At 32.5% G+C, this 21477-nt stretch carries 25 protein-coding genes; 20 read left to right on the top strand and 5 right to left on the bottom strand.

Annotation, left to right across the window (positions count from 1 at the left end; translation table 11 throughout):
• Window positions 1–38 precede the first annotated feature (38 nt).
• From IDG64_RS01995 to IDG64_RS01980, 4 genes are all read left to right on the top strand, one after another.
• On the top strand, window positions 39–695 hold the full coding sequence (locus IDG64_RS01995; protein ID WP_000455256.1) for a uracil-DNA glycosylase: 657 nt from the start codon (window positions 39–41) through the stop codon (window positions 693–695).
• Window positions 696–1076: a DUF5327 family protein gene (locus IDG64_RS01990; protein WP_000934516.1), complete on the top strand. Its 381-nt coding sequence runs from the start codon at window positions 696–698 to the stop codon at window positions 1074–1076.
• 132 nt (window positions 1077–1208) lie between these two features.
• Window positions 1209–1577 (top strand): DUF423 domain-containing protein, encoded by a 369-nt coding sequence (locus tag IDG64_RS01985; RefSeq protein WP_000765183.1) that lies wholly within the window; start codon window positions 1209–1211, stop codon window positions 1575–1577.
• Window positions 1578–1697: 120 nt separating this feature from the next.
• A complete protein-coding gene (locus IDG64_RS01980; protein WP_000412520.1) occupies window positions 1698–3182 on the top strand; it encodes an APC family permease in 1485 nt (494 codons plus the stop codon).
• 140 nt (window positions 3183–3322) lie between these two features.
• On the opposite strand, the gene IDG64_RS01975 is transcribed toward IDG64_RS01980, so the two are convergent.
• The 3 genes from IDG64_RS01975 to hemQ form a co-directional block, all read right to left on the bottom strand.
• Complete coding sequence (locus IDG64_RS01975; protein ID WP_000498572.1) at window positions 3323–3775, bottom strand: threonine/serine exporter family protein; 453 nt, start codon at window positions 3773–3775, stop codon at window positions 3323–3325.
• Window positions 3776–3787: 12 nt separating this feature from the next.
• The gene (locus IDG64_RS01970; protein ID WP_000354088.1) at window positions 3788–4552 is read right to left on the bottom strand and encodes a threonine/serine exporter family protein; all 765 of its coding nucleotides are present in this window, start codon (window positions 4550–4552) and stop codon (window positions 3788–3790) included.
• A 548-nt stretch (window positions 4553–5100) separates the two neighbouring features.
• The gene (gene hemQ / locus IDG64_RS01965) at window positions 5101–5853 is read right to left on the bottom strand and encodes a hydrogen peroxide-dependent heme synthase (protein WP_000075705.1); all 753 of its coding nucleotides are present in this window, start codon (window positions 5851–5853) and stop codon (window positions 5101–5103) included.
• Window positions 5854–6020: 167 nt separating this feature from the next.
• Between hemQ and pta the strand changes: the two genes are divergently transcribed.
• From pta to IDG64_RS01935, 6 genes are all read left to right on the top strand, one after another.
• Window positions 6021–7007, top strand: a complete 987-nt coding sequence (pta, locus tag IDG64_RS01960; protein ID WP_000774287.1) for a phosphate acetyltransferase — start codon at window positions 6021–6023, stop codon at window positions 7005–7007.
• Between the two features lie 2 nt (window positions 7008–7009).
• Window positions 7010–7846 (top strand): lipoate--protein ligase family protein, encoded by an 837-nt coding sequence (locus IDG64_RS01955; protein ID WP_000362356.1) that lies wholly within the window; start codon window positions 7010–7012, stop codon window positions 7844–7846.
• Window positions 7847–8432: 586 nt separating this feature from the next.
• Window positions 8433–9353 (top strand): mevalonate kinase, encoded by a 921-nt coding sequence (mvk, locus tag IDG64_RS01950; RefSeq protein ID WP_000197035.1) that lies wholly within the window; start codon window positions 8433–8435, stop codon window positions 9351–9353.
• 4 nt (window positions 9354–9357) lie between these two features.
• A complete protein-coding gene (gene mvaD, locus IDG64_RS01945) occupies window positions 9358–10341 on the top strand; it encodes a diphosphomevalonate decarboxylase (protein WP_000597330.1) in 984 nt (327 codons plus the stop codon).
• Between the two features lie 12 nt (window positions 10342–10353).
• Window positions 10354–11430, top strand: a complete 1077-nt coding sequence (locus IDG64_RS01940; RefSeq protein ID WP_000616885.1) for a phosphomevalonate kinase — start codon at window positions 10354–10356, stop codon at window positions 11428–11430.
• Between the two features lie 176 nt (window positions 11431–11606).
• The gene (locus IDG64_RS01935; protein WP_000798967.1) at window positions 11607–11948 is read left to right on the top strand and encodes a YuzB family protein; all 342 of its coding nucleotides are present in this window, start codon (window positions 11607–11609) and stop codon (window positions 11946–11948) included.
• A 51-nt stretch (window positions 11949–11999) separates the two neighbouring features.
• On the opposite strand, the gene merA is transcribed toward IDG64_RS01935, so the two are convergent.
• Together merA and hypR are read right to left on the bottom strand one after the other, a co-directional pair.
• A complete protein-coding gene (gene merA / locus IDG64_RS01930; RefSeq protein WP_000860599.1) occupies window positions 12000–13322 on the bottom strand; it encodes a hypothiocyanous acid reductase MerA in 1323 nt (440 codons plus the stop codon).
• On the bottom strand, window positions 13309–13749 hold the full coding sequence (gene hypR / locus IDG64_RS01925) for a redox-sensitive transcriptional regulator HypR (RefSeq protein WP_001047239.1): 441 nt from the start codon (window positions 13747–13749) through the stop codon (window positions 13309–13311). Before hypR ends, merA begins: the two co-directional genes overlap by 14 nt.
• A 57-nt stretch (window positions 13750–13806) precedes the next feature.
• On the opposite strand from hypR, the gene IDG64_RS01920 reads away from it, so the two are divergent.
• From IDG64_RS01920 to IDG64_RS01875, 10 genes are all read left to right on the top strand, one after another.
• A complete protein-coding gene (locus tag IDG64_RS01920; RefSeq protein ID WP_001788276.1) occupies window positions 13807–13908 on the top strand; it encodes a hypothetical protein in 102 nt (33 codons plus the stop codon).
• 465 nt (window positions 13909–14373) lie between these two features.
• Complete coding sequence (locus tag IDG64_RS01915) at window positions 14374–15780, top strand: T7SS effector LXG polymorphic toxin (protein ID WP_025176421.1); 1407 nt, start codon at window positions 14374–14376, stop codon at window positions 15778–15780.
• A 3-nt stretch (window positions 15781–15783) separates the two neighbouring features.
• On the top strand, window positions 15784–16404 hold the full coding sequence (locus IDG64_RS01910; RefSeq protein ID WP_014533155.1) for a DUF443 domain-containing protein: 621 nt from the start codon (window positions 15784–15786) through the stop codon (window positions 16402–16404).
• 74 nt (window positions 16405–16478) lie between these two features.
• The gene (locus tag IDG64_RS01905) at window positions 16479–17108 is read left to right on the top strand and encodes a DUF443 domain-containing protein (protein ID WP_001834198.1); all 630 of its coding nucleotides are present in this window, start codon (window positions 16479–16481) and stop codon (window positions 17106–17108) included.
• 56 nt (window positions 17109–17164) lie between these two features.
• Entirely contained in the window at window positions 17165–17281 is a 117-nt protein-coding gene (locus tag IDG64_RS01900; protein ID WP_001788281.1) for a hypothetical protein, read from the top strand.
• A 22-nt stretch (window positions 17282–17303) separates the two neighbouring features.
• Window positions 17304–17924: a DUF443 family protein gene (locus tag IDG64_RS01895; protein WP_000882092.1), complete on the top strand. Its 621-nt coding sequence runs from the start codon at window positions 17304–17306 to the stop codon at window positions 17922–17924.
• Window positions 17925–18063: 139 nt separating this feature from the next.
• Window positions 18064–18696 (top strand): DUF443 family protein, encoded by a 633-nt coding sequence (locus IDG64_RS01890; protein ID WP_000226989.1) that lies wholly within the window; start codon window positions 18064–18066, stop codon window positions 18694–18696.
• A gap of 447 nt (window positions 18697–19143) precedes the next feature.
• Window positions 19144–20082: an aldo/keto reductase gene (locus tag IDG64_RS01885; protein ID WP_000808903.1), complete on the top strand. Its 939-nt coding sequence runs from the start codon at window positions 19144–19146 to the stop codon at window positions 20080–20082.
• A 208-nt stretch (window positions 20083–20290) separates the two neighbouring features.
• The gene (locus IDG64_RS01880; RefSeq protein WP_000633782.1) at window positions 20291–20827 is read left to right on the top strand and encodes a flavodoxin family protein; all 537 of its coding nucleotides are present in this window, start codon (window positions 20291–20293) and stop codon (window positions 20825–20827) included.
• A 167-nt stretch (window positions 20828–20994) separates the two neighbouring features.
• On the top strand, window positions 20995–21471 hold the full coding sequence (locus tag IDG64_RS01875) for a GNAT family N-acetyltransferase (RefSeq protein WP_000477505.1): 477 nt from the start codon (window positions 20995–20997) through the stop codon (window positions 21469–21471).
• The last annotated feature ends 6 nt before the right edge of the window (window positions 21472–21477 follow it).

The raw sequence follows: 21477 nt of genomic DNA, 5'->3' as shown, positions 1-21477 counted from the left end.
AGTGTGATATGTTAAAATATGTCCTGAGGTGAGATTGAATGGAATGGTCGCAAATTTTTCATGACATAACAACGAAACATGACTTTAAAGCTATGCATGATTTTTTAGAAAAAGAATATTCGACTGCAATCGTATACCCTGATAGGGAAAATATATATCAAGCGTTTGATTTAACACCGTTTGAAAATATCAAAGTTGTTATATTAGGACAAGACCCGTATCATGGTCCAAACCAAGCACATGGATTAGCATTTTCAGTGCAACCTAACGCAAAATTCCCTCCATCTTTACGTAATATGTATAAAGAATTAGCAGATGATATTGGATGCGTTAGACAAACACCGCATTTACAAGATTGGGCAAGAGAAGGCGTCTTGTTATTGAATACAGTTTTAACCGTAAGACAGGGTGAAGCAAATTCTCATCGTGATATTGGTTGGGAAACATTTACTGATGAAATTATTAAAGCAGTGTCTGATTATAAAGAACATGTTGTCTTTATTTTGTGGGGGAAACCTGCACAGCAAAAAATAAAGCTTATCGATACATCTAAACATTGTATTATAAAATCAGTGCATCCTAGTCCACTGTCTGCATATAGAGGATTCTTTGGATCAAAACCGTATTCCAAAGCGAATGCCTATTTAGAGTCAGTAGGAAAATCACCAATTAATTGGTGTGAAAGTGAGGCGTAGATGTTGAATAGAGAAACTTTAATAGCACGAATTGAGCAAGAATTAGTACAAGCAGAGCAGGCACAGCATGACCATGACTTTGAAAAACATATGTATGCCATACATATATTAACATCTTTATATGCTTCAACATCAAATACACCACATATTGGTGAACAACAAATGAATCGTCGTATTGCTAACCATAATCAAATGCCACAATCACAAATAACGCAGCCAACTCATCAAGTGACAGCTGCTGAAATTGAAGCGATGGGTGGTAAAGTAAATACGCATTCAGCACATCATCATAATAAGTCATATTCACAACCTTCAAACCAACAACAAAGATTAGCGACAGATGATGACATTGGCAATGGTGAATCCATATTTGATTTTTAAAAAGCAACAATGAAACATAATTACTTAATAGCTTGTTAAGTATGTAGGTTAATAATCAAGACGCATATACTTTTATTCGAGTGTTCGGATTTAAACATTTATTAATACTGAATTATATAAGGAGAGGTAGCAATGAAATTATTTATTATTTTAGGTGCATTAAACGCGATGATGGCTGTCGGAACAGGTGCATTTGGTGCGCATGGTTTACAAGGAAAAATAAGTGATCACTATTTATCAGTATGGGAAAAAGCAACGACGTATCAAATGTACCATGGCTTAGCATTATTAATTATAGGTGTAATTAGTGGTACAACTTCAATCAATGTTAACTGGGCTGGCTGGTTAATATTTGCTGGTATTATTTTCTTTAGTGGATCATTATATATTTTAGTATTAACTCAAATTAAAGTTTTAGGTGCGATTACGCCAATTGGTGGCGTATTGTTCATCATTGGATGGATAATGTTAATCATTGCGACATTCAAATTTGCTGGTTAAATTTTAAAACTTTAGATTACCTATGTAACTAAACATTAAATTTTTAATAAAAATAATCAAGAAAAAGAGTTACAAACTCATCTTTTGGGTATAGAATACCTTCGAGGTGAGTTTTTATTTATGGAAAAAAAGAATAAGCAAATAGATAGAGGCGATTTAAAACAAAACCTATCTGAAAAGTTTGTATGGGCGATTGCATATGGTTCATGTATCGGATGGGGCGCATTCATCTTACCAGGAGACTGGATTAAGCAGTCAGGTCCGATTGCAGCATCAATTGGTATAGTTATTGGTGCATTATTAATGATATTAATTGCGGTTAGTTATGGCGCATTAGTAGAGAGATTTCCAGTATCAGGGGGCGCGTTTGCCTTTAGTTTCTTAAGTTTCGGCAGATATGTGAGTTTCTTCTCATCATGGTTTTTAACTTTTGGTTATGTCTGTGTCGTTGCTTTAAATGCGACCGCATTCAGTTTACTAGTTAAATTCTTATTGCCAGATGTCTTAAATAATGGGAAACTATACACCATTGCGGGCTGGGACGTTTATATTACGGAAATCATTATTGCGACCGTATTACTACTTGTATTCATGCTAGTAACGATTCGTGGCGCAAGTGTATCTGGATCATTACAATATTATTTCTGTGTGGCGATGGTAATCGTCGTATTATTGATGTTCTTTGGTTCATTCTTTGGTAATAATTTTGCACTTGAAAATTTACAACCGTTAGCTGAACCTAGCAAAGGATGGTTAGTGTCTATTGTGGTTGTTGTATCCGTGGCACCATGGGCATATGTTGGATTTGATAATATTCCACAAACAGCAGAAGAGTTTAACTTTGCACCAAACAAGACATTTAAGCTTATCGTGTACAGTTTATTAGCAGCATCATTAACTTATGTTGTCATGATTTTATACACTGGTTGGTTATCAACAAGTCATCAAAGTTTAAATGGGCAGTTGTGGTTAACAGGTGCTGTTACACAAACAGCATTTGGTTATATTGGATTAGGTGTATTAGCAATTGCAATTATGATGGGTATATTTACTGGTTTAAATGGATTCTTGATGAGTTCAAGTCGCTTGTTATTTTCTATGGGACGTTCAGGTATTATGCCAACAATGTTTAGTAAATTACATAGTAAATACAAAACACCATATGTCGCAATCATATTCCTAGTAGGTGTGTCGTTAATTGCACCTTGGCTAGGAAGAACTGCATTGACTTGGATTGTAGATATGTCATCTACAGGTGTATCCATTGCCTACTTTATTACATGTTTGTCTGCAGCGAAATTATTCAGTTATAACAAACAAAGTAATACGTATGCACCGGTTTACAAAACGTTTGCTATTATCGGCTCATTTGTATCATTCATTTTCTTAGCGTTGTTATTAGTGCCAGGTTCTCCTGCAGCACTGACTGCACCGTCTTATATTGCATTACTTGGATGGTTAATCATCGGTTTAATATTCTTTGTGATTCGATATCCTAAATTGAAAAATATGGATAATGATGAATTAAGTCGCTTGATTTTAAATAGAAGTGAAAATGAAGTTGATGATATGATTGAAGAACCTGAAAAAGAAAAAACTAAATAATAAAAGAATCGCACAATATACCTTCTTCATTCGGAGGCGTATCGTGCGATTTTTTGTATTATAAATTGACATTTAAGACGAGGCAGCTGAACCTTATATATAATTGCTAAGAGTTTGGGCTGAGCCATTTCTAACAATATTTATAATCGTTTAAAAGATTTCACGAACCCAGAAACAATTAATTTGGAAATTTGGTCGGCGAATAATAAACCTAATGCGATGGCTCCTGCAATAAGTGTTACTTCTAACATTGTATTTATTGCTGTGCTGAAATTTAATAAGACTAAATTTTTTGTAGCATCGTATGCTAATCCACCTGGTACTAATGGAATGATACCCGTTACCATAAAAATGATGGCAGGTTCTTTTTGTTTACGAGCCATATAATGACTTAACAAGCCTAATGCTAAACTACCAAAGAAACTAGAGTATATAGTGTGCACATTAAAGCCGTTGAAGAATAAGGTGTAAACCATCCATCCACATGTACCAACGAAACCACATGATAGATATAATTTTCTAGGTGCATCAAAAATGACGCAGAAGAACATTGAAGCTAAAAAGCTAAAGATAAAGTTTAAGATCCAAAACATAGTCTGATACTCCTATACTAAAATTAATACGCTACCAACGCCAGCACCGATGCCAAACGCAGTAACCAATGCTTCTAATGATTTCGTTGTGAACATCAACATGTGTCCACCAAATAAATCTTGTATTGCGTTTGTTATTAATACACCAGGAACAATAGGCATGACTGCCGCAATGATAATAGTTGCCAAGTCACCTGTTGGAATAAGTGTATGTCCAATAACGGCGATAATCCCAATAACTAATGAACCAATGAATTCTGGGATAAACTGTGCGTGTAACTTACGATCTAAAATCTCAGTGACTAGGTATCCTAGACTACCTGCTAATATCGCAGTTAAAACATCAATCAATCTACCACCTTGTAAATATAAGAAACTCATTGCAATCATTGCTGCAGCAAAACCTTTAAAGGGAAGACTGCTGTCACGCTTAGCAACATATATTTTTTCAAGTTGCGTTTTTGCTTCGGCTAAAGAAATTTCATTATTTGTAATTTGACGCGAAATTTTATTAGCTTGCGAAATTTTTATTAAGTTTGTATCTCGAGAGGTAATTCTAAATATTCTAGGAAACGATTCCGAATGTAACGTAAACTGGATGACAGTGTTTGTAACAAAGCTGTTACTTTCACTGTAACCAAGTTTTTTTGCAATACGTGTCATGGTATCTTCTACACGCGTACCTTCTGCACCAGATTCTAATAGTATGCGAGCAGCAAGCATGACAACGTCTTTGATAAGTACCTCTTGTTTGTATTCTTCTGAATTTATGTCCATTTCATCACCATTGTTTATAAGAATTTAATACTCATTATAGTTTATACACTATAAAATAACCACATGAGCTTTTTGATAAGTTGTTATTGATTTTAAAAAACTAATATTTGATACTATTGTAATAATAATCATCGGAATTTTTAGTAGTTAAAATTCTCTTGAAGTATAAAAAGGAAAAATTATTGAAAAAAATTCGACAAAAATATGTTTCAAATATTTCAAATAGGTTAAAATAATATTAGTTAACCATTACAAAAATTGTATAGAGTAGCGACTGTATAATTTCTATTGAGGTTAACGTTTATATGTAGTGATAGTAGTTAAAGTTCTCCCAAGGAAGACTACTCGGGTACACTTTGCTATGAGCAAAGTGTACTTTGTTATTGATAATACATTAGCACATATATATAAGTTTAAACATACAGATTTCAACTATTTACCAAATCACGTCTTATGTATACGGGAATATACTGAAGATAAACGAAAAATTCCAAGCTTAAACCGATAAGCTTGGAATTTTTTTATTAATTTATAAACGTACCAATGTATTAAGAAATCGCAAAGAATTGATCGAATTCGTTTGTGTTAATAATATGTCCTACAAAGAAACTACCGAATTCACCGTATCGTGCTGTTGTTTCATCAAAGCGCATTTCGTATACAATTTTTTTGAATTGTAATACGTCATCTGAGAACAATGTTACGCCCCATTCGAAATCATCAAACCCTACAGAACCAGTAATAAATTGTTTGATTTTGCCAGCATATTTTCTACCAATCATACCATGGTCATACATTAATTTTTGGCGTTCTTCCATAGTTAACATGTACCAGTTATAAGTTTCATTACGACGTTTGTTCATTGGATAGAAACAAATATAATCAGAATGTGGTAATTCTGGGTATAATCTTGCTTTGATATGAGGGTTCTCATAAGGATCTTCATCAGATTTACCAGCTAAATAATTGCTCAATTCAATGACTGATACATATGAATATGTAGGGATTAAGAAGTCAGCAATGCGCAATTTGTTAAATTCATTTTCAATATGATTTAAAGACTTCATTTCAGGACGTAAGTACCATAATAACAAATCTGCTTTTTGACCAGTTATATTATAAATAGCTTGATCACCAGATTTTGATGATCTTACAGTTGCTGTATTTTCTAAAAATGATTGAAATTCAGTGACAAGTGCATCGCGTTCGTCCTTTGGAACTATACGTAATGATGCCCAATCAACTGCATAAAATAAATGTAGACTATACCAACCATCTAATGTTTCGGCTGCTTGACTCATGTTTATCGCTCCTTTTCAAAAATCATCAGTTCTTTATAAATTTTATCATAAAGCAAAGGGGTAACGATAAAATTATGATTACAAATTGGTGACGTGGCATTATGAAATAAAATGGCGTATAATTATACCGTGAATGATTAATAAGATTTATATTACAGGAGGACATTATGGCTGATTTATTAAATGTATTAAAAGACAAACTTTCTGGTAAAAACGTTAAAATCGTATTACCTGAAGGAGAGGACGAACGTGTTCTAACAGCTGCAACACAATTACAAGCAACAGATTATGTTACACCAATCGTGTTAGGTGATGAGACTAAGGTTCAATCTTTAGCGCAAAAACTTAATCTTGATATTTCTAATATTGAATTAATTAATCCTGCGACAAGTGAATTGAAAGCTGAATTAGTCCAATCATTTGTTGAACGACGTAAAGGTAAAGCGACTGAAGAACAAGCGCAAGAATTATTAAACAATGTGAACTACTTCGGTACAATGCTTGTTTATGCTGGTAAAGCAGATGGTTTAGTTAGTGGTGCAGCACATTCAACAGGCGACACTGTGCGTCCAGCTTTACAAATCATCAAAACGAAACCAGGTGTATCAAGAACATCAGGTATCTTCTTTATGATTAAAGGTGATGAACAATACATCTTTGGTGATTGTGCAATCAATCCAGAACTTGATTCACAAGGACTTGCAGAAATTGCAGTAGAAAGTGCAAAATCAGCATTAAGCTTTGGCATGGATCCAAAAGTTGCGATGTTAAGCTTTTCAACAAAAGGGTCTGCTAAATCAGACGACGTGACAAAAGTTCAAGAAGCTGTCAAATTAGCACAACAAAAAGCTGAAGAAGAAAAATTAGAAGCAATCATTGATGGCGAATTCCAATTTGATGCTGCGATTGTACCAGGTGTTGCTGAGAAAAAAGCGCCAGGTGCTAAATTACAAGGTGATGCAAATGTCTTTGTATTCCCAAGTTTAGAAGCTGGTAATATTGGTTACAAAATTGCACAACGTTTAGGTGGATATGATGCAGTTGGTCCAGTATTACAAGGTTTAAATTCTCCAGTAAATGACTTATCACGTGGCTGCTCAATTGAAGATGTATACAATCTTTCAATTATTACAGCAGCGCAAGCCTTACAATAACGATGGATTTAGCGAGTAAATATTTTAATGGCGTCAACTGGCGATATATCGATCATTCTTCTGGATTAGAACCTATGCAATCTTTCGCATTCGATGATACATTTTGCGAAAGTGTGGGCAAAGATATATCAGATAATGTTGTGCGTACTTGGATTCATCAACATACTGTTATTCTTGGTATTCATGATTCAAGATTGCCGTTTTTAAAAGATGGCATTGATTATTTAACGAATGAGATTGGTTATAATGCCATTGTTAGAAATTCTGGTGGCTTAGGTGTCGTTCTAGATCAAGGTGTATTAAATATATCGCTGATGTTCAAAGGACAAACAGAAACAACGATTGATGAAGCGTTTACTGTGATGTACCTCTTAATTAGCAAAATGTTCGAAGATGAGAATGTTGATATTGATACGATGGAAATTGAACATTCTTATTGCCCAGGAAAATTTGACTTAAGTATCGATGGTAAGAAATTTGCAGGCATATCGCAACGAAGAGTTAGAGGCGGTATTGCTGTACAAATTTATCTTTGTGTTGAAGGCTCTGGTTCAGAACGTGCATTGATGATGCAAACATTTTATGAACATGCTTTAAAAGGTGAAGTGACTAAATTTAAATATCCTGAAATTGAACCATCTTGTATGGCCTCATTAGAGACATTGCTTAACAAAACGATTACTGTTCAAGATGTAATGTTTTTACTATTATATGCAATCAAAGATCTTGGTGGTGTATTAAATATGACGCCAATTACTCAAGAAGAATGGCAAAGATACGATACGTATTTTGATAAAATGATTGAAAGAAACAAGAAAATGATAGATCAAATGCAATAGTTAAATATTTAACAGCCCCTTTCAAGTTAGCGTTTGGGGCTGTTATTTTTGAAAGTATCCATAAAAAGCATAAATATGTTATTGACCTAATATTTAAATTGAACATCATTAAATTAAAAGTAATGATATGATGGAAATAATAAATTTAATAAGAAAATTTCATGTTTTACGTATTAAATAGATTGAGAATAGGGTATATATAATGCGTATGACTATGAAAGAAACGACCTTCTATTGAAATGTTCTAATACTTTAGTAGTAAATCTATATATTCCAATTATTATTTGTAGTATTATAGTTAGGGTGGAAAATTATAAATTGTAGGGCTATTTTATAAAAAGATAAAGAATCTGAAATATCACTCGATAAGATTTAAACTTTGAAGTAAACGAAAGTTAGTTTTATACTAATCAAGTTAAGTCAAATATAAATTCAAAATAAAGATTATACATAATATGAATAATGTGAGATAAAGACTGCAATGAAATTTAACGCGAATGCGTATGCAACTTAGAATATGATGTCTTTTACTAATAAATAAAAATAATGAATCAAGTATAGGATAAATATAAAAGGTGATATTGACATGACAAGAAAAGGATATGGGGAATCGACAGGTAAGATTATTTTAATAGGAGAACATGCTGTTACATTTGGAGAGCCTGCTATTGCAGTACCGTTTAACGCAGGTAAAATCAAAGTTTTAATAGAAGCCTTAGAGAGCGGGAACTATTCGTCTATTAAAAGCGATGTTTACGATGGTATGTTATATGATGCGCCTGACCATCTTAAGTCTTTGGTGAACCGTTTTGTAGAATTAAATAATATTACAGAGCCGCTAGCAGTAACGATCCAAACGAATTTACCACCATCACGTGGATTAGGATCGAGTGCAGCTGTCGCGGTTGCTTTTGTTCGTGCAAGTTATGATTTTTTAGGGAAATCATTAACGAAAGAAGAACTCATTGAAAAGGCAAATTGGGCAGAGCAAATTGCACATGGTAAACCAAGTGGTATTGATACGCAAACGATTGTATCAGGCAAACCAGTTTGGTTCCAAAAAGGTCATGCTGAAACATTGAAAACGTTAAGTTTAGACGGCTATATGGTTGTTATAGATACTGGTGTGAAAGGTTCAACAAGACAAGCGGTAGAAGATGTTCATAAACTTTGTGAGGATTCTCAGTACATGTCACATGTAAAACATATCGGTAAGTTAGTTTTACGTGCGAGTGATGTGATTGAACATCATAACTTTGAAGCCTTAGCGGATATTTTTAATGAATGTCATGCGGATTTAAAGGCGTTGACAGTTAGTCATGATAAAATAGAACAATTAATGAAAATTGGTAAAGAAAATGGTGCGATTGCTGGAAAACTTACTGGTGCTGGTCGTGGCGGAAGTATGTTATTGCTTGCCAAAGATTTACCAACAGCGAAAAATATTGTAAAAGCTGTAGAAAAAGCTGGTGCAGCACATACTTGGATTGAGAATTTAGGAGGTTAATGCGTTGATTAAAAGTGGCAAAGCACGTGCACATACGAATATTGCACTTATAAAATATTGGGGTAAAAAAGATGAAGCACTAATCATTCCAATGAATAATAGCATATCTGTTACATTAGAAAAATTTTACACTGAAACGAAAGTCACTTTTAACGACCAGTTAACACAGGATCAATTTTGGTTGAATGGTGAAAAGGTTAGTGGCAAAGAATTAGAGAAAATTTCAAAATATATGGATATTGTCAGAAATAGAGCTGGCATCGATTGGTATGCAGAAATTGAAAGCGACAATTTTGTACCAACAGCAGCAGGGTTGGCTTCATCAGCAAGCGCATATGCAGCTTTAGCAGCAGCTTGTAATCAAGCACTAGACTTGCAGCTGTCAGATAAGGATTTATCGAGATTGGCGCGAATTGGTTCGGGTTCTGCATCGCGTAGTATTTATGGTGGATTTGCAGAATGGGAAAAAGGGTATAATGATGAGACGTCATATGCCGTTCCACTTGAATCGAATCATTTTGAAGATGACCTTGCCATGATATTTGTTGTGATTAATCAACATTCTAAAAAGGTACCTAGTCGATATGGTATGTCGTTGACACGAAACACATCAAGGTTTTATCAATATTGGTTAGATCATATTGATGAAGATTTAACTGAAGCAAAAGCAGCGATTCAAGACAAAGATTTTAAACGCCTTGGTGAAGTAATTGAAGAAAATGGTTTGCGTATGCATGCCACGAATCTAGGATCAACACCGCCGTTCACATATCTTGTGCAAGAAAGTTATGATGTCATGGCGCTCGTTCACGAATGCCGAGAAGCGGGATATCCGTGTTATTTTACGATGGATGCGGGTCCTAATGTGAAAATACTTGTAGAAAAGAAAAACAAGCAACAGATTATAGATAAATTATTAACACAGTTTGATAATAACCAAATTATTGATAGTGACATTATTGCCACAGGAATTGAAATAATTGAGTAAGGAAGAGATAAAATGATTCAGGTCAAAGCACCCGGAAAACTTTATATTGCTGGAGAATATGCTGTAACAGAACCAGGATATAAATCTGTACTTATTGCGTTAGATCGTTTTGTAACTGCTACTATTGAAGAAGCAGACCAATATAAAGGTACCATTCATTCAAAAGCATTACATCATAACCCAGTTACATTTAGTAGAGATGAAGATAGTATTGTCATTTCAGATCCACATGCAGCAAAACAATTAAATTATGTGGTCACAGCTATTGAAATATTTGAACAATACGCGAAAAGTTGCGATATAGCGATGAAGCATTTTCATCTGACTATTGATAGTAATTTAGATGATTCAAATGGTCATAAATATGGATTAGGTTCAAGTGCAGCAGTACTTGTGTCAGTTATAAAAGTATTAAATGAATTTTATGATATGAAGTTATCTAATTTATACATTTATAAACTAGCAGTGATTGCAAATATGAAGTTACAAAGTTTAAGTTCATGCGGAGATATTGCTGTGAGTGTATATAGTGGATGGCTAGCGTATAGTACTTTTGATCATGAATGGGTTAAGCATCAAATTGAAGATACTACGGTTGAAGAAGTTTTAATCAAAAACTGGCCTGGATTGCACATCGAACCATTACAAGCACCTGAAAATATGGAAGTACTTATCGGTTGGACTGGCTCACCGGCGTCATCACCACACTTTGTTAGCGAAGTGAAACGTTTGAAATCAGATCCTTCATTTTACGGTGACTTCTTAGAAGATTCACATCGTTGTGTTGAAAAACTTATTCATGCTTTTAAAACAAATAATATTAAAGGTGTGCAAAAGATGGTGCGTCAGAATCGTACAATTATTCAACGTATGGATAAAGAAGCTACAGTTGATATAGAAACTGAAAAGCTAAAATATTTGTGTGATATTGCTGAAAAGTATCACGGCGCATCTAAAACATCAGGCGCTGGTGGTGGAGACTGTGGTATTACAATTATCAATAAAGATGTAGATAAAGAAAAAATTTATGATGAATGGACAAAACATGGTATTAAACCATTAAAATTTAATATTTATCATGGGCAATAAATGATTTGATAGGGGAGCAATCATCTAATTTAATTAGAAGATAAATGCTCCATTTTTTATTGTCAGCCGTGTTACGTATCTTGAAAAAAATATTAAAAAGAGTAAAATAGATAGAGTTAACGAAAAAATTAATGAAATCGACGATATAGATATGATAAAGAAAGGTGGGTAGCAATATGAAAAATACATTCCTTATTTGTGATGAATGTCAGGCAGTCAATATAAGAACGTTACAAAAGAAGTTGGAAAAATTAGATCCCGATGCTGAAATCGTGATAGGTTGTCAATCTTATTGTGGACCTGGACGCCGAAAAACATTCACTTTTGTTAATAACCGCCCACTGGCTGCGCTTACTGAAGAAGAATTAATCGAAAAAGTTTCTCAACAATTAAAGAAACCACGTGATCCTGAAGAAGAAGAGCGTTTAAGAAAACGACATGAAGAACGTAAACGTCGTAAAGAAGAACAAGATAGAAAGCTTAAAGAAAAATTAGAAAAGCGAAAAGCACAACAATAAAGCCTGATGGCAGCATCATTCAATGCGTGCCACCAGGTTTTTATGTTTTGTCTAGAAATTAAATAAATCATTAAATGATTCGGCCATCGTAGGATGCGTATAAATATTATCTCGTAATACGGTATATGGAATGTTTTGATCAATCGCAAGTTTAATTATATTAATTAATTCTTCAGATTGCTTACCATATAATGTAGCACCTAAAATCATATTATTTTCATTATTAATGACTACTTTAAATAAACCTCTTGGATCATTGTTAATTTTATGACGAGGTATAGCACTTACTAAAAGTTGATGTTCAGTGTAATCATAATGTTGAGCGGCAGCTTCTTTACTAGTTAATCCAACACGTGATAATGGTGGATCTATAAATACTGTATAAGGCACGCTGCCTCTATTGTCAGTCGTACGTGACTGATTACCATATAACGCTGATTTGATAATTCGATAATCATCTAAAGATATATACGTAAATTGAAGTCCGCCTTTAACATCACCTGCAGCATAAATATGCGGCACAGTTGTTTGAAGATGAGCATTGACTTTAATTTCGCCTCTGTCGCCTAATTCGATATCAGTATTTTCTAAAGCTAAATCCGTATTCGGTTTGCGCCCGATAGCCAAAAGTACTGCATCAGCCTCAAAGTTACCAACGTTGGTATGGACTGTTGTATGATGATTGTCAGATGACAATTCAGTCGTTTCAACATTTGTATGCAATGCAATGCCTTTATTTTCTAAGTCAGTAATACCATGTGCAACGACATCTTGATCTTCGCGTGGCATAAATGATTCGCCACGTTCTAATACTGTTACCTTACTACCTAAATTCGCAAACATTGAAGCAAATTCTAAGGCGATATAACCGCCACCTACAATAACGAGGTGCTTAGGTTGATAGCTAATGTTTAATAAACCTGTCGAATCGAAGACGTGTTTAGCTTGATCAAGGCCTTTAATGTTAGGAATGACAGAGGTAGCACCGGTATTAATAATGATATGAGGTGCAGTAATACTATCGACGATATCGTCATGTTGATCTAATAAATTCACTTCAGTATTAGATTTAAACTGCGCTTTAAAATCCAGTACATCAATGTTGTTATCGTCTGCTAATAAGTGGTAATTTTTATTGTTTAGCCCATTGACAACATCGTTTTTACGGTTATAACTTGCTTCAAAAGATTTGCCTTCTAATCCATCATGTACAAGTGTCTTCGAAGGTATACATCCTATATTTATACAAGTGCCTCCATACATTTTCGAAGATTGTTCGATAACTGCGACGTGTTGACCTGTTGATGCAGCGTATTTCGCTAAAGTTTTACCAGCTTTCCCAAATCCTATTACAATTAAATCATATGTTTTCATGACATAAATCCTCCTTTTGAATGTCTTCAATGACATCTTTGATTGTTTTTCCATTATAAAAATTAATAATGATATTCTGTTCGTCTTGCTGATAATGTGACATGGTAGTTGCAATATTACGAGCAATTTGACAGTGACTGCCTTCGTCGCCAGTAAATAGACGTGTGTGGTGTTCTTTCTCTAAGACAAAATGTTTATATAATGTTGCTAGAGAGACATCAGCACTTTGATCATTTGCTAAATAACCGCCATCTTTACCTCGTATTGTGTCAATCATTTTTAAATCGACAAGTTGAGTCGTCACGCGTCGTAATTGAACAGGATTTAAACAAGTTAATTCTGCTAATGAACTACTATTGAATTTTTCTGAATGATGCTTAGTTAAAAAAGCTAATACATGCACGGCAATGTTAAATTCTAAATTCAATGTTTCTCACCTCATAATTGTAACTGTATTAGTTACAATTAAAAATCATTTTGCTCAATGTGTCAATACTTATGTTTGAAAAGTGTTGAATTAGGTGTGGTTATTGTGATGATTTATTGTTTGAAAGTTGATGCATTAACGGTGAGATTGCACAATTGAAATTTTAATTATGTATGAACTGATAGATATGAAATGAATATTGAAAATGAGAGCAATAAAATTTTGAATGATGATGTTGTGTGATTGTATAAACTTATTCGTATTTTAGATACGTTTTGATATTTCGCATGATGAGGAAATACTTTTAACAACTGATGACATATTTTAATAGTGAATATATTTTGAGATATTAATATATTTAATGTTAAGGATGTTGTCGCAATAAAATTAAAATATTGAAAGATAATTTTTATTGATTAATTGCGAATATACAAAGACACCATTATATCCATATGCTAAAATAAGAAAAAAGGCGACATGTTATCTCAATTTACCTGCATCTAGACTCCTTTACATAAGAAATAATCATCGCCGAGTTTTAAAATTTTACAACTTTGTAGATGTAAAAAGCATTTGATTTTAAATAGTTTGAAAATCATATATTTTTGAAAAAGGAGCATGCCGATGAGTATTGACATGTATTTAGACAGATCTCGAAACCAAGCTTCAAGTGTGGGGAATTTGAGTCAAACAATGAATTCAAATTATGATGCGTTGGAAAAAGCAATTACTCAATTTATTAATGATGATGCGCTTAAAGGGAAAGCGTATACGTCAGCTAAGCAATTTTTTAGTACGGTGTTAATTCCATTATCAACAAGTATGAAAACATTGAGTGATTTAACGAAGCAAGCTTGCGATAATTTTGTGTCACGTTATACGAGTGAGGTTGATAGCATATCTTTAAAAGAATCAGAGCTTGAAGAAGATATCAGATCATTAAGTCAACAAATTACGCGATATGAAAATTTGAATAACAATTTGAAAAAGCATGCTTCCGATAATCAGCAAGCCATTTCATCGAACCAACAAATAATACGAACATTAGGTCAACAAAAACATGAATTAGAAGAGAAGCTACGCAAATTGCGTGAGTTTAATCAAAAATCACCAGAAATATTTAAAGAAGTTGAAGAATTTCAAAAAATTGTCCAACAAGGACTTACCCAAGCGCAGAATTTTTGGAACTTTTCAACAAATCAATTTAATATACCTTCAGCTAAAGAACTTGATTGGGCTAAAGCAAGTCATGAAAAATATTTGAAAGTTGCTATGGGGAAAATTGAACATAAAGCAGAGAAAGAAACTTTAAATAAAGCAGACTTTGCTGTTATAAAGGCATATGCCAAAGAGCATCCAGAAGACGATATCCCGAAAAGTATAATGAAATATATAAATGACAATAAAGACAGTATTAAAAGAGATATAGGATTAGATATCACTTCAACACTTTTAGAGCAAGGCGGTATAAATGCAAGTAAATTCGGTGTATTTATCAATACAGCAGGTGGAGTGAAAGGCCCAGCCGGTCCAAATTCATTTGTGGAAGTCAAACGTACATCAGGTAATGTGTTTATAGAAAATGGTAGTAAATTTGCTAAAGGTGGAAAATATCTAGGTAAAGGTGTTGCAGGTGTAGGATTTGGTATAGGTATGTATGATGACCTTGCAAATGATGATAAAACATTTGGGGAGGCGTTGTCGCATAATGCTTTAACTACAGGAATAGGTACTGGTGCTGGAATTGCTACTTCAGCAACAATAGTCGCACTTGCTAGTAACCCAGTTGGTTGGGCTGCTTTAGGAGGTTTGGCAGTAGGTATTGGAGCTACCCACCTTGCTGATTGGGCTTACCAAGCAAATATTTTGGGGTTAAAAGATAAAACTGATTGGGTTGGACATAAGATAGATGAAGGTATTGATAATTTCAAAAAGTCAACGGTAAATACAGTAGATAGCATTGGAAATGTCGTTGGTGAAGCTACAAAAAGTATTAGCAATCATATAAACCCTATGAAATGGGAGTGGTAAGTGTTGATTTGTGAATCAAAAAATATAAATAAGAACCCGAGATATAAAATTATAAAATATAAGAACGAGTTTTTAATGGTTGATGTAACTAGTTCTTGGATTTTCTTCTTCATTCCAATGCTTAATTGGGGTGTACCTAAGAAATATGCGAAGATTAGTCAAAGTGAGTTTGAAGAATTAAATACATTTACACCGAAAAATAGTAGCTCAGCTGGATGGATAGCAGGTGGGGGATCAGTTTTATTGGCAGTATTGACGAGAAAATATATACAGTTGTTAAATATACAAGTTAATCAAATTGCTGTAAATATTTTATGTTGTCTCGTACTTTTGGGGGTTTTCCTTTCAGCTTTATATATTAATTCGAAATCTAAATTAAATGTTTATGATAGAAATAACTGTGATGAAAAGATAATTTTAATACCAACTTTTAAAAATTTATGCTTAATGCTCCTTTCGTATATTATTTTTGGTGGTTTAAGCATACTTGCTTTTTATATGTTTATCACAGAAGGTATTCAAAACATCATTTTATTTATTACTTGGATTATGCTTGTAATAATGTTCTTACTTAGTAATGTAGCTTTGGTAGTCAATAAAAAAGTATATGTTATAAAAAGGTAGAAAAATGACTAACAATATTATGTTAACCGTTCTTCAAATAAAGATTACTAAGTAAAAGTAGGAAGTGATAAACAGTGCTTTGTGAATCTCGAGTCATTAATAAAAACCCAAAATACAGGATCATTAAATATAATGAGGAGTATTTCATGGTTGATTTAGTAAGTACTTGGATTGCTTATTTTTTGCCCATGATTAATTGGTTTATTCCCAAAAAGTACGTGAAAATTAGTAGAGAAGAATTTGAAAGTTTAAATATTGTCAAACCCGCTAAAAATAATACTTTCTGGCCTGTTGCAGGATTTGCAGTGTTATTAACAACCTTAACAAGAAAATATATTTATTTGCTTAATATCCATTTAGAAAAAGAATTAGTTATATTAACATGCTGCATGATACTTCTAGGTGTTTTCGCATTGTTTATATATATAAATACAAAATTGAAGTTACATATTTTTGATAAAAATAAAAGTAATAACGAAAAGATCATATTAATACCTACATTTAAAAATATTTGTTTATCTTTATTTGCTTATATATTATTTGGTGGATTGTCAACAATGGCTCTGAGTATGTTAGTAACTTCATCCCCTCAAAATATAATAGAATTTCTTGCTTTAATTGGCATGACTGCATGCTTCTTTCTACTGAATATGTCATCGGTTTTAGATAAAAATATTCATGTTATTTTAAAAACAAATAAGTAGTAAAATTGATTAACTTAGGTAGTATCGGATACTTAAATGTTGGTTCATAAAAAGCAATGATTTTAAATCGAGGAGCTATCTTAGAACAGGGAAATAAAACAGCTAAAGTTATAAAAAGCGAATTAATAACTAATTATATTATGTTAGCCACTCTTCAAATAAAAAATAATTAGAATAAGGTGGAATTGATAATCAATGCTATGCGAATCTAAAATCATCAATAAAAATCCAAAATATAGAATTATTAAATATAATGATGAGTACTTAATGATCGATATAATAAGCACTTGGATTAGTTTGTTTTTTCCTTTTATTAATTGGTTCATCACCAAAAGATACGTCAAAATTAGTAGAGAAGAGTTTGAAAATTTAAATATTGTTAAACCTGCTAAAAAGAATGTTTTTTGGCCAGTTGCAGGTATCTCTACTTTATTCGCAGTTACATTAAGAAAGTATACGCATTTACTTGACACTCAACTTGATAAAAAATTAGTTATTGCCATATGTTGTATCACATTTATAGGGATTTTAATATTTTATGTACGCCTAATTAAAAAATCATCTTTAAATATTTATAATACTAAAAATAAAAGGTCGAAAATCATCTTAATACCAACACTAAAAAATTTTTGTTTCACATTGTTCGGATATGTTTTTTTAATTTTTTGGACAGTGGTTTTCTCATATGCTCTATTATCAATGAGTTATCAAAACATAATAGTATATTTTGCTTGGATTACAGCAATAATGGGTTTTTTTCTAGTGAATATAGCTTTAATTATAGATAAAAACATTCATGTCATACTTAAAAATTAAATGGTGGTAATAAATTCAGATTAAAGATATGCAAATAACAATGAATAAAATTTTTAATGATAGTAAGTTGATAATATTTTAATGTCTTTTGAAGTATCGAAAAATGTATTACACATAAAATTAAAGGGATGTGGAGACATTGGTTTGCGAGGTAATAGCTATATACAAAAATCCCAAATATAGAATTATTAAATATAATGATGAATATTTGATGGTGAATATAATAAATAATTGGTTAGTTTTATTCATTCCATTGCTTAATTGGTTGACACCAAAAAGATACATCAAGATCAGTCAAGAAGAATTAGAAAGTTTAAATACTTTCAAACCTGCTAAAAACAATGCATTTTGGCCAGCATTAGGTAGTTCAGTTTTATTTAGTGTGACTTTTAGAAAGTATATGCCTTTATTTAATGTTAGATTGGAAAAAACAATAGTAATAGCCATATTTTTTGTTGTATTTCTTGGTATTTTATTTTTCTACCTAAATTTAAATCGTAGGCTAGCATTAAGTGTTTTTACTATGAATAAAGAAAAAAGTCAGAAAATGATATTGCTACCTAATTTAAAACATTTTTTCTTTATAATATTTGCATATTTATATTTCGGTGGTTTTTCATTTTTCACTTTATATGCCCTGATAACTATAGATGTTCAAAATATAATTATATTTATCTGTTGGGGTGCAGTAACTATGTTTTTCTTTTTTATAAACATTGTTCCCATTGGCATTAAAAAAGCTCATGTAATACTTCTTAAAAAAGCTGAATAATAAATGAGTTTTTTAAATCTAAAATTATTAAATTTAATATAAAAATTTGACTCATAGATAGAATGAATAAAAATCCGAAATATAGAATTATCAACTACAAAGATGAATATTTTATAATGGATATCCCATGTTAATATTAACAGTTTTAATTTCTTTGTTATGCAAATCAAAACATTATAGTATTTCTAATTGAATTTGTAATGGCTTTAATGTTGTCGTTCTTAAATGTTTTTCAATTTCTGATTCAAAAGTACATGTAATTTAAAGGTCAACGAGCAATCGCGCTATGTGAATATCAACTTAAACAATACTTATTTTAACTGAGTTCTACATAACGTTTTTCTAAAACACCGCCTAAATTCAAACCCTAATTCTAACATTTGGAAGTTGTATTAAATCATGGTAGTGTGATAGTGGAAAAGTTATAAAGATAAGGAGCTGGGTCTAATGAAGCAATTTGTAAACTTAGGTAAATCTGATGTTGAAGTGTTTCCAATCGCACTTGGGACGAACGCAGTAGGTGGGCATAATTTATATCCGAACTTAGATGAAGAACAAGGAAAAGATGTTGTTCGTCAAGCCATTAATCATGGTATTAATTTATTAGATACGGCATATATTTATGGGCCAGAACGATCAGAAGAATTGGTTGGAGAAGTTGTTAAAGAATATCCGCGAGAGCAAATTAAAATTGCTACAAAAGGGTCTCGTGAATTTGATGAAAATCAAGAAGTACATCAGAACAATCAACCTGAATATTTAAAACAACAAGTTGAGAATAGTTTGAAACGTCTACAAACTGATTATATCGATTTATATTATATTCATTTTCCGGATGACAACACTCCGAAAGATCAAGCAGTTGCAGCATTACAAGAGCTTAAGGAACAAGGGAAGATTAAAGCCATTGGTGTATCAAATTTCACATTAGATCAACTTAAAGAAGCAAATAAAGATGGTTACGTTGATGTTGTACAGTTAGAATATAATTTATTGCACCGCGAAAATGAGGCAGTATTGCAATATTGTGTTGATCACCAAATCACATTTATTCCTTATTTCCCATTAGCATCCGGTATTTTAGCTGGAAAATATGATGAGAACACTAAATTTAGTGACCATCGTACTACACGTCGTGATTTTATACCTGGTGTTTTTGAAGAGAATGTGCGTCGCGTAAAAGCTTTGGAAAGCCTAGCTGCAGCACATCAAACTTCAATTGCGAACATTGTATTAGCATTTTATTTAACGAGACCAGCTATCGATGTGATTATTCCTGGTGCAAAACGTGCAGAACAAGTCGTTGAAAATATTAAAGCTGCAGATATCGTTTTATCAGATGATGAGATTCAATATATCGATGAACTGTTTCCGATTGAAGACTAAATGAATTGTATTTAATGGTGACATATGTATCTAATTCATCATGAATTAGCCCCGTATCACAAACGACGTTATATAAGGAAGACGAAATTTCGTCAAATTTATATAAAAGTTGTAAGCGTTTTACTATTCGGTAGGCAAAGCTTATGATAGTATAATTAGGTAACGAAAAACACAGATATTTATTAATCAAAAGTGAGGTTAGGCTAAAATGATTACTGTTTTGTTTGGTGGGAGTAGACCAAACGGTAATACTGCACAATTAACAAAATTCGCTTTGCAAGATTTAGAGTATCAATGGATTGACGTGACACAACATCAGTTTAAACCGATACGTGACGTGAGACATACAGCAGAGACTATTACTTCATATGACGATGACTATTTGCCGATTCTAGATAAAATATTGGCTAGTGATACAATTATTTTTGCATCACCAGTGTATTGGTATAGCATTTCAGCACCATTGAAAGCATTTATCGAACATTGGTCAGAAACATTACAAGATAAACGATATCCTAATTTTAAGGCACAAATGGCCGAAAAGGATTTTAGAGTTATTTTAGTTGGTGGAGATTGTCCAAAAATAAAAGCGAAGCCAGCAATTACGCAAATGAAATATAGTTTAGACTTTTTAGGTGCCACTTTAAATGGTTATATTATTGGAACTGCTGAAAAGCCTGGTGACATCATGAAAGACAACTATGCCTTAGCACGTGCAACTGAGTGGAATAGTATATTGCAATAAGACATACCTCATACTAAACGAAGTGATTTTTTGCTTCGTTATTTTTATTTTTAATTTTAACGGAAAATATAAATATATAAATTGAATAGACAATCATTGTTTATTAAGTATTGAGCAAGTTGTGGTATAATGCCGTTATTAAAACTTGTTAATAAGGGGAGAAAGTCATGTTCAAGGTAAGACAAGCAACTGAAAAAGATGTTGTTCAAATTAGAGATGTCGCAACTAAAGCTTGGTTTAATACATACTTAAATATATACGCTGCGACAACAGTTAATCACTTGTTAGAAGCTTCATATAATGAACATCATTTAAAGAAAAGACTTCAAGAACAATTATTCTTAGTCGTTGAAGAAGGTAATGACATCGTTGGCTTTGCTAACTTTATTTACGGTGAAGAATTATATTTATCAGCTCATTATGTTAAACCAGAATCGCAACATACAGGTTATGGTACAGCATTGTTAAATGAAGGATTATCACGTTTTGAAGATAAATTTGAAGGTGTTTACTTAGAAGTAGATAATAAAAATGAAGAAGCAGTAGCTTACTATAAAGAGCAAGGTTTTACAATCTTACGCTCTTATCAGCCAGAAATGTATGGCGAAAAGTTAGACTTAGCACTTATGTACAAAGCATTTTAAGTAAAT

It is taken from the genome of Staphylococcus sp. EG-SA-15, assembly GCF_017151895.1.
Classification (GTDB): domain Bacteria; phylum Bacillota; class Bacilli; order Staphylococcales; family Staphylococcaceae; genus Staphylococcus; species Staphylococcus aureus.
Note: the sequence above shows the minus strand (reverse complement) of the source record. Positions and strands in the feature narration are given on the sequence as shown.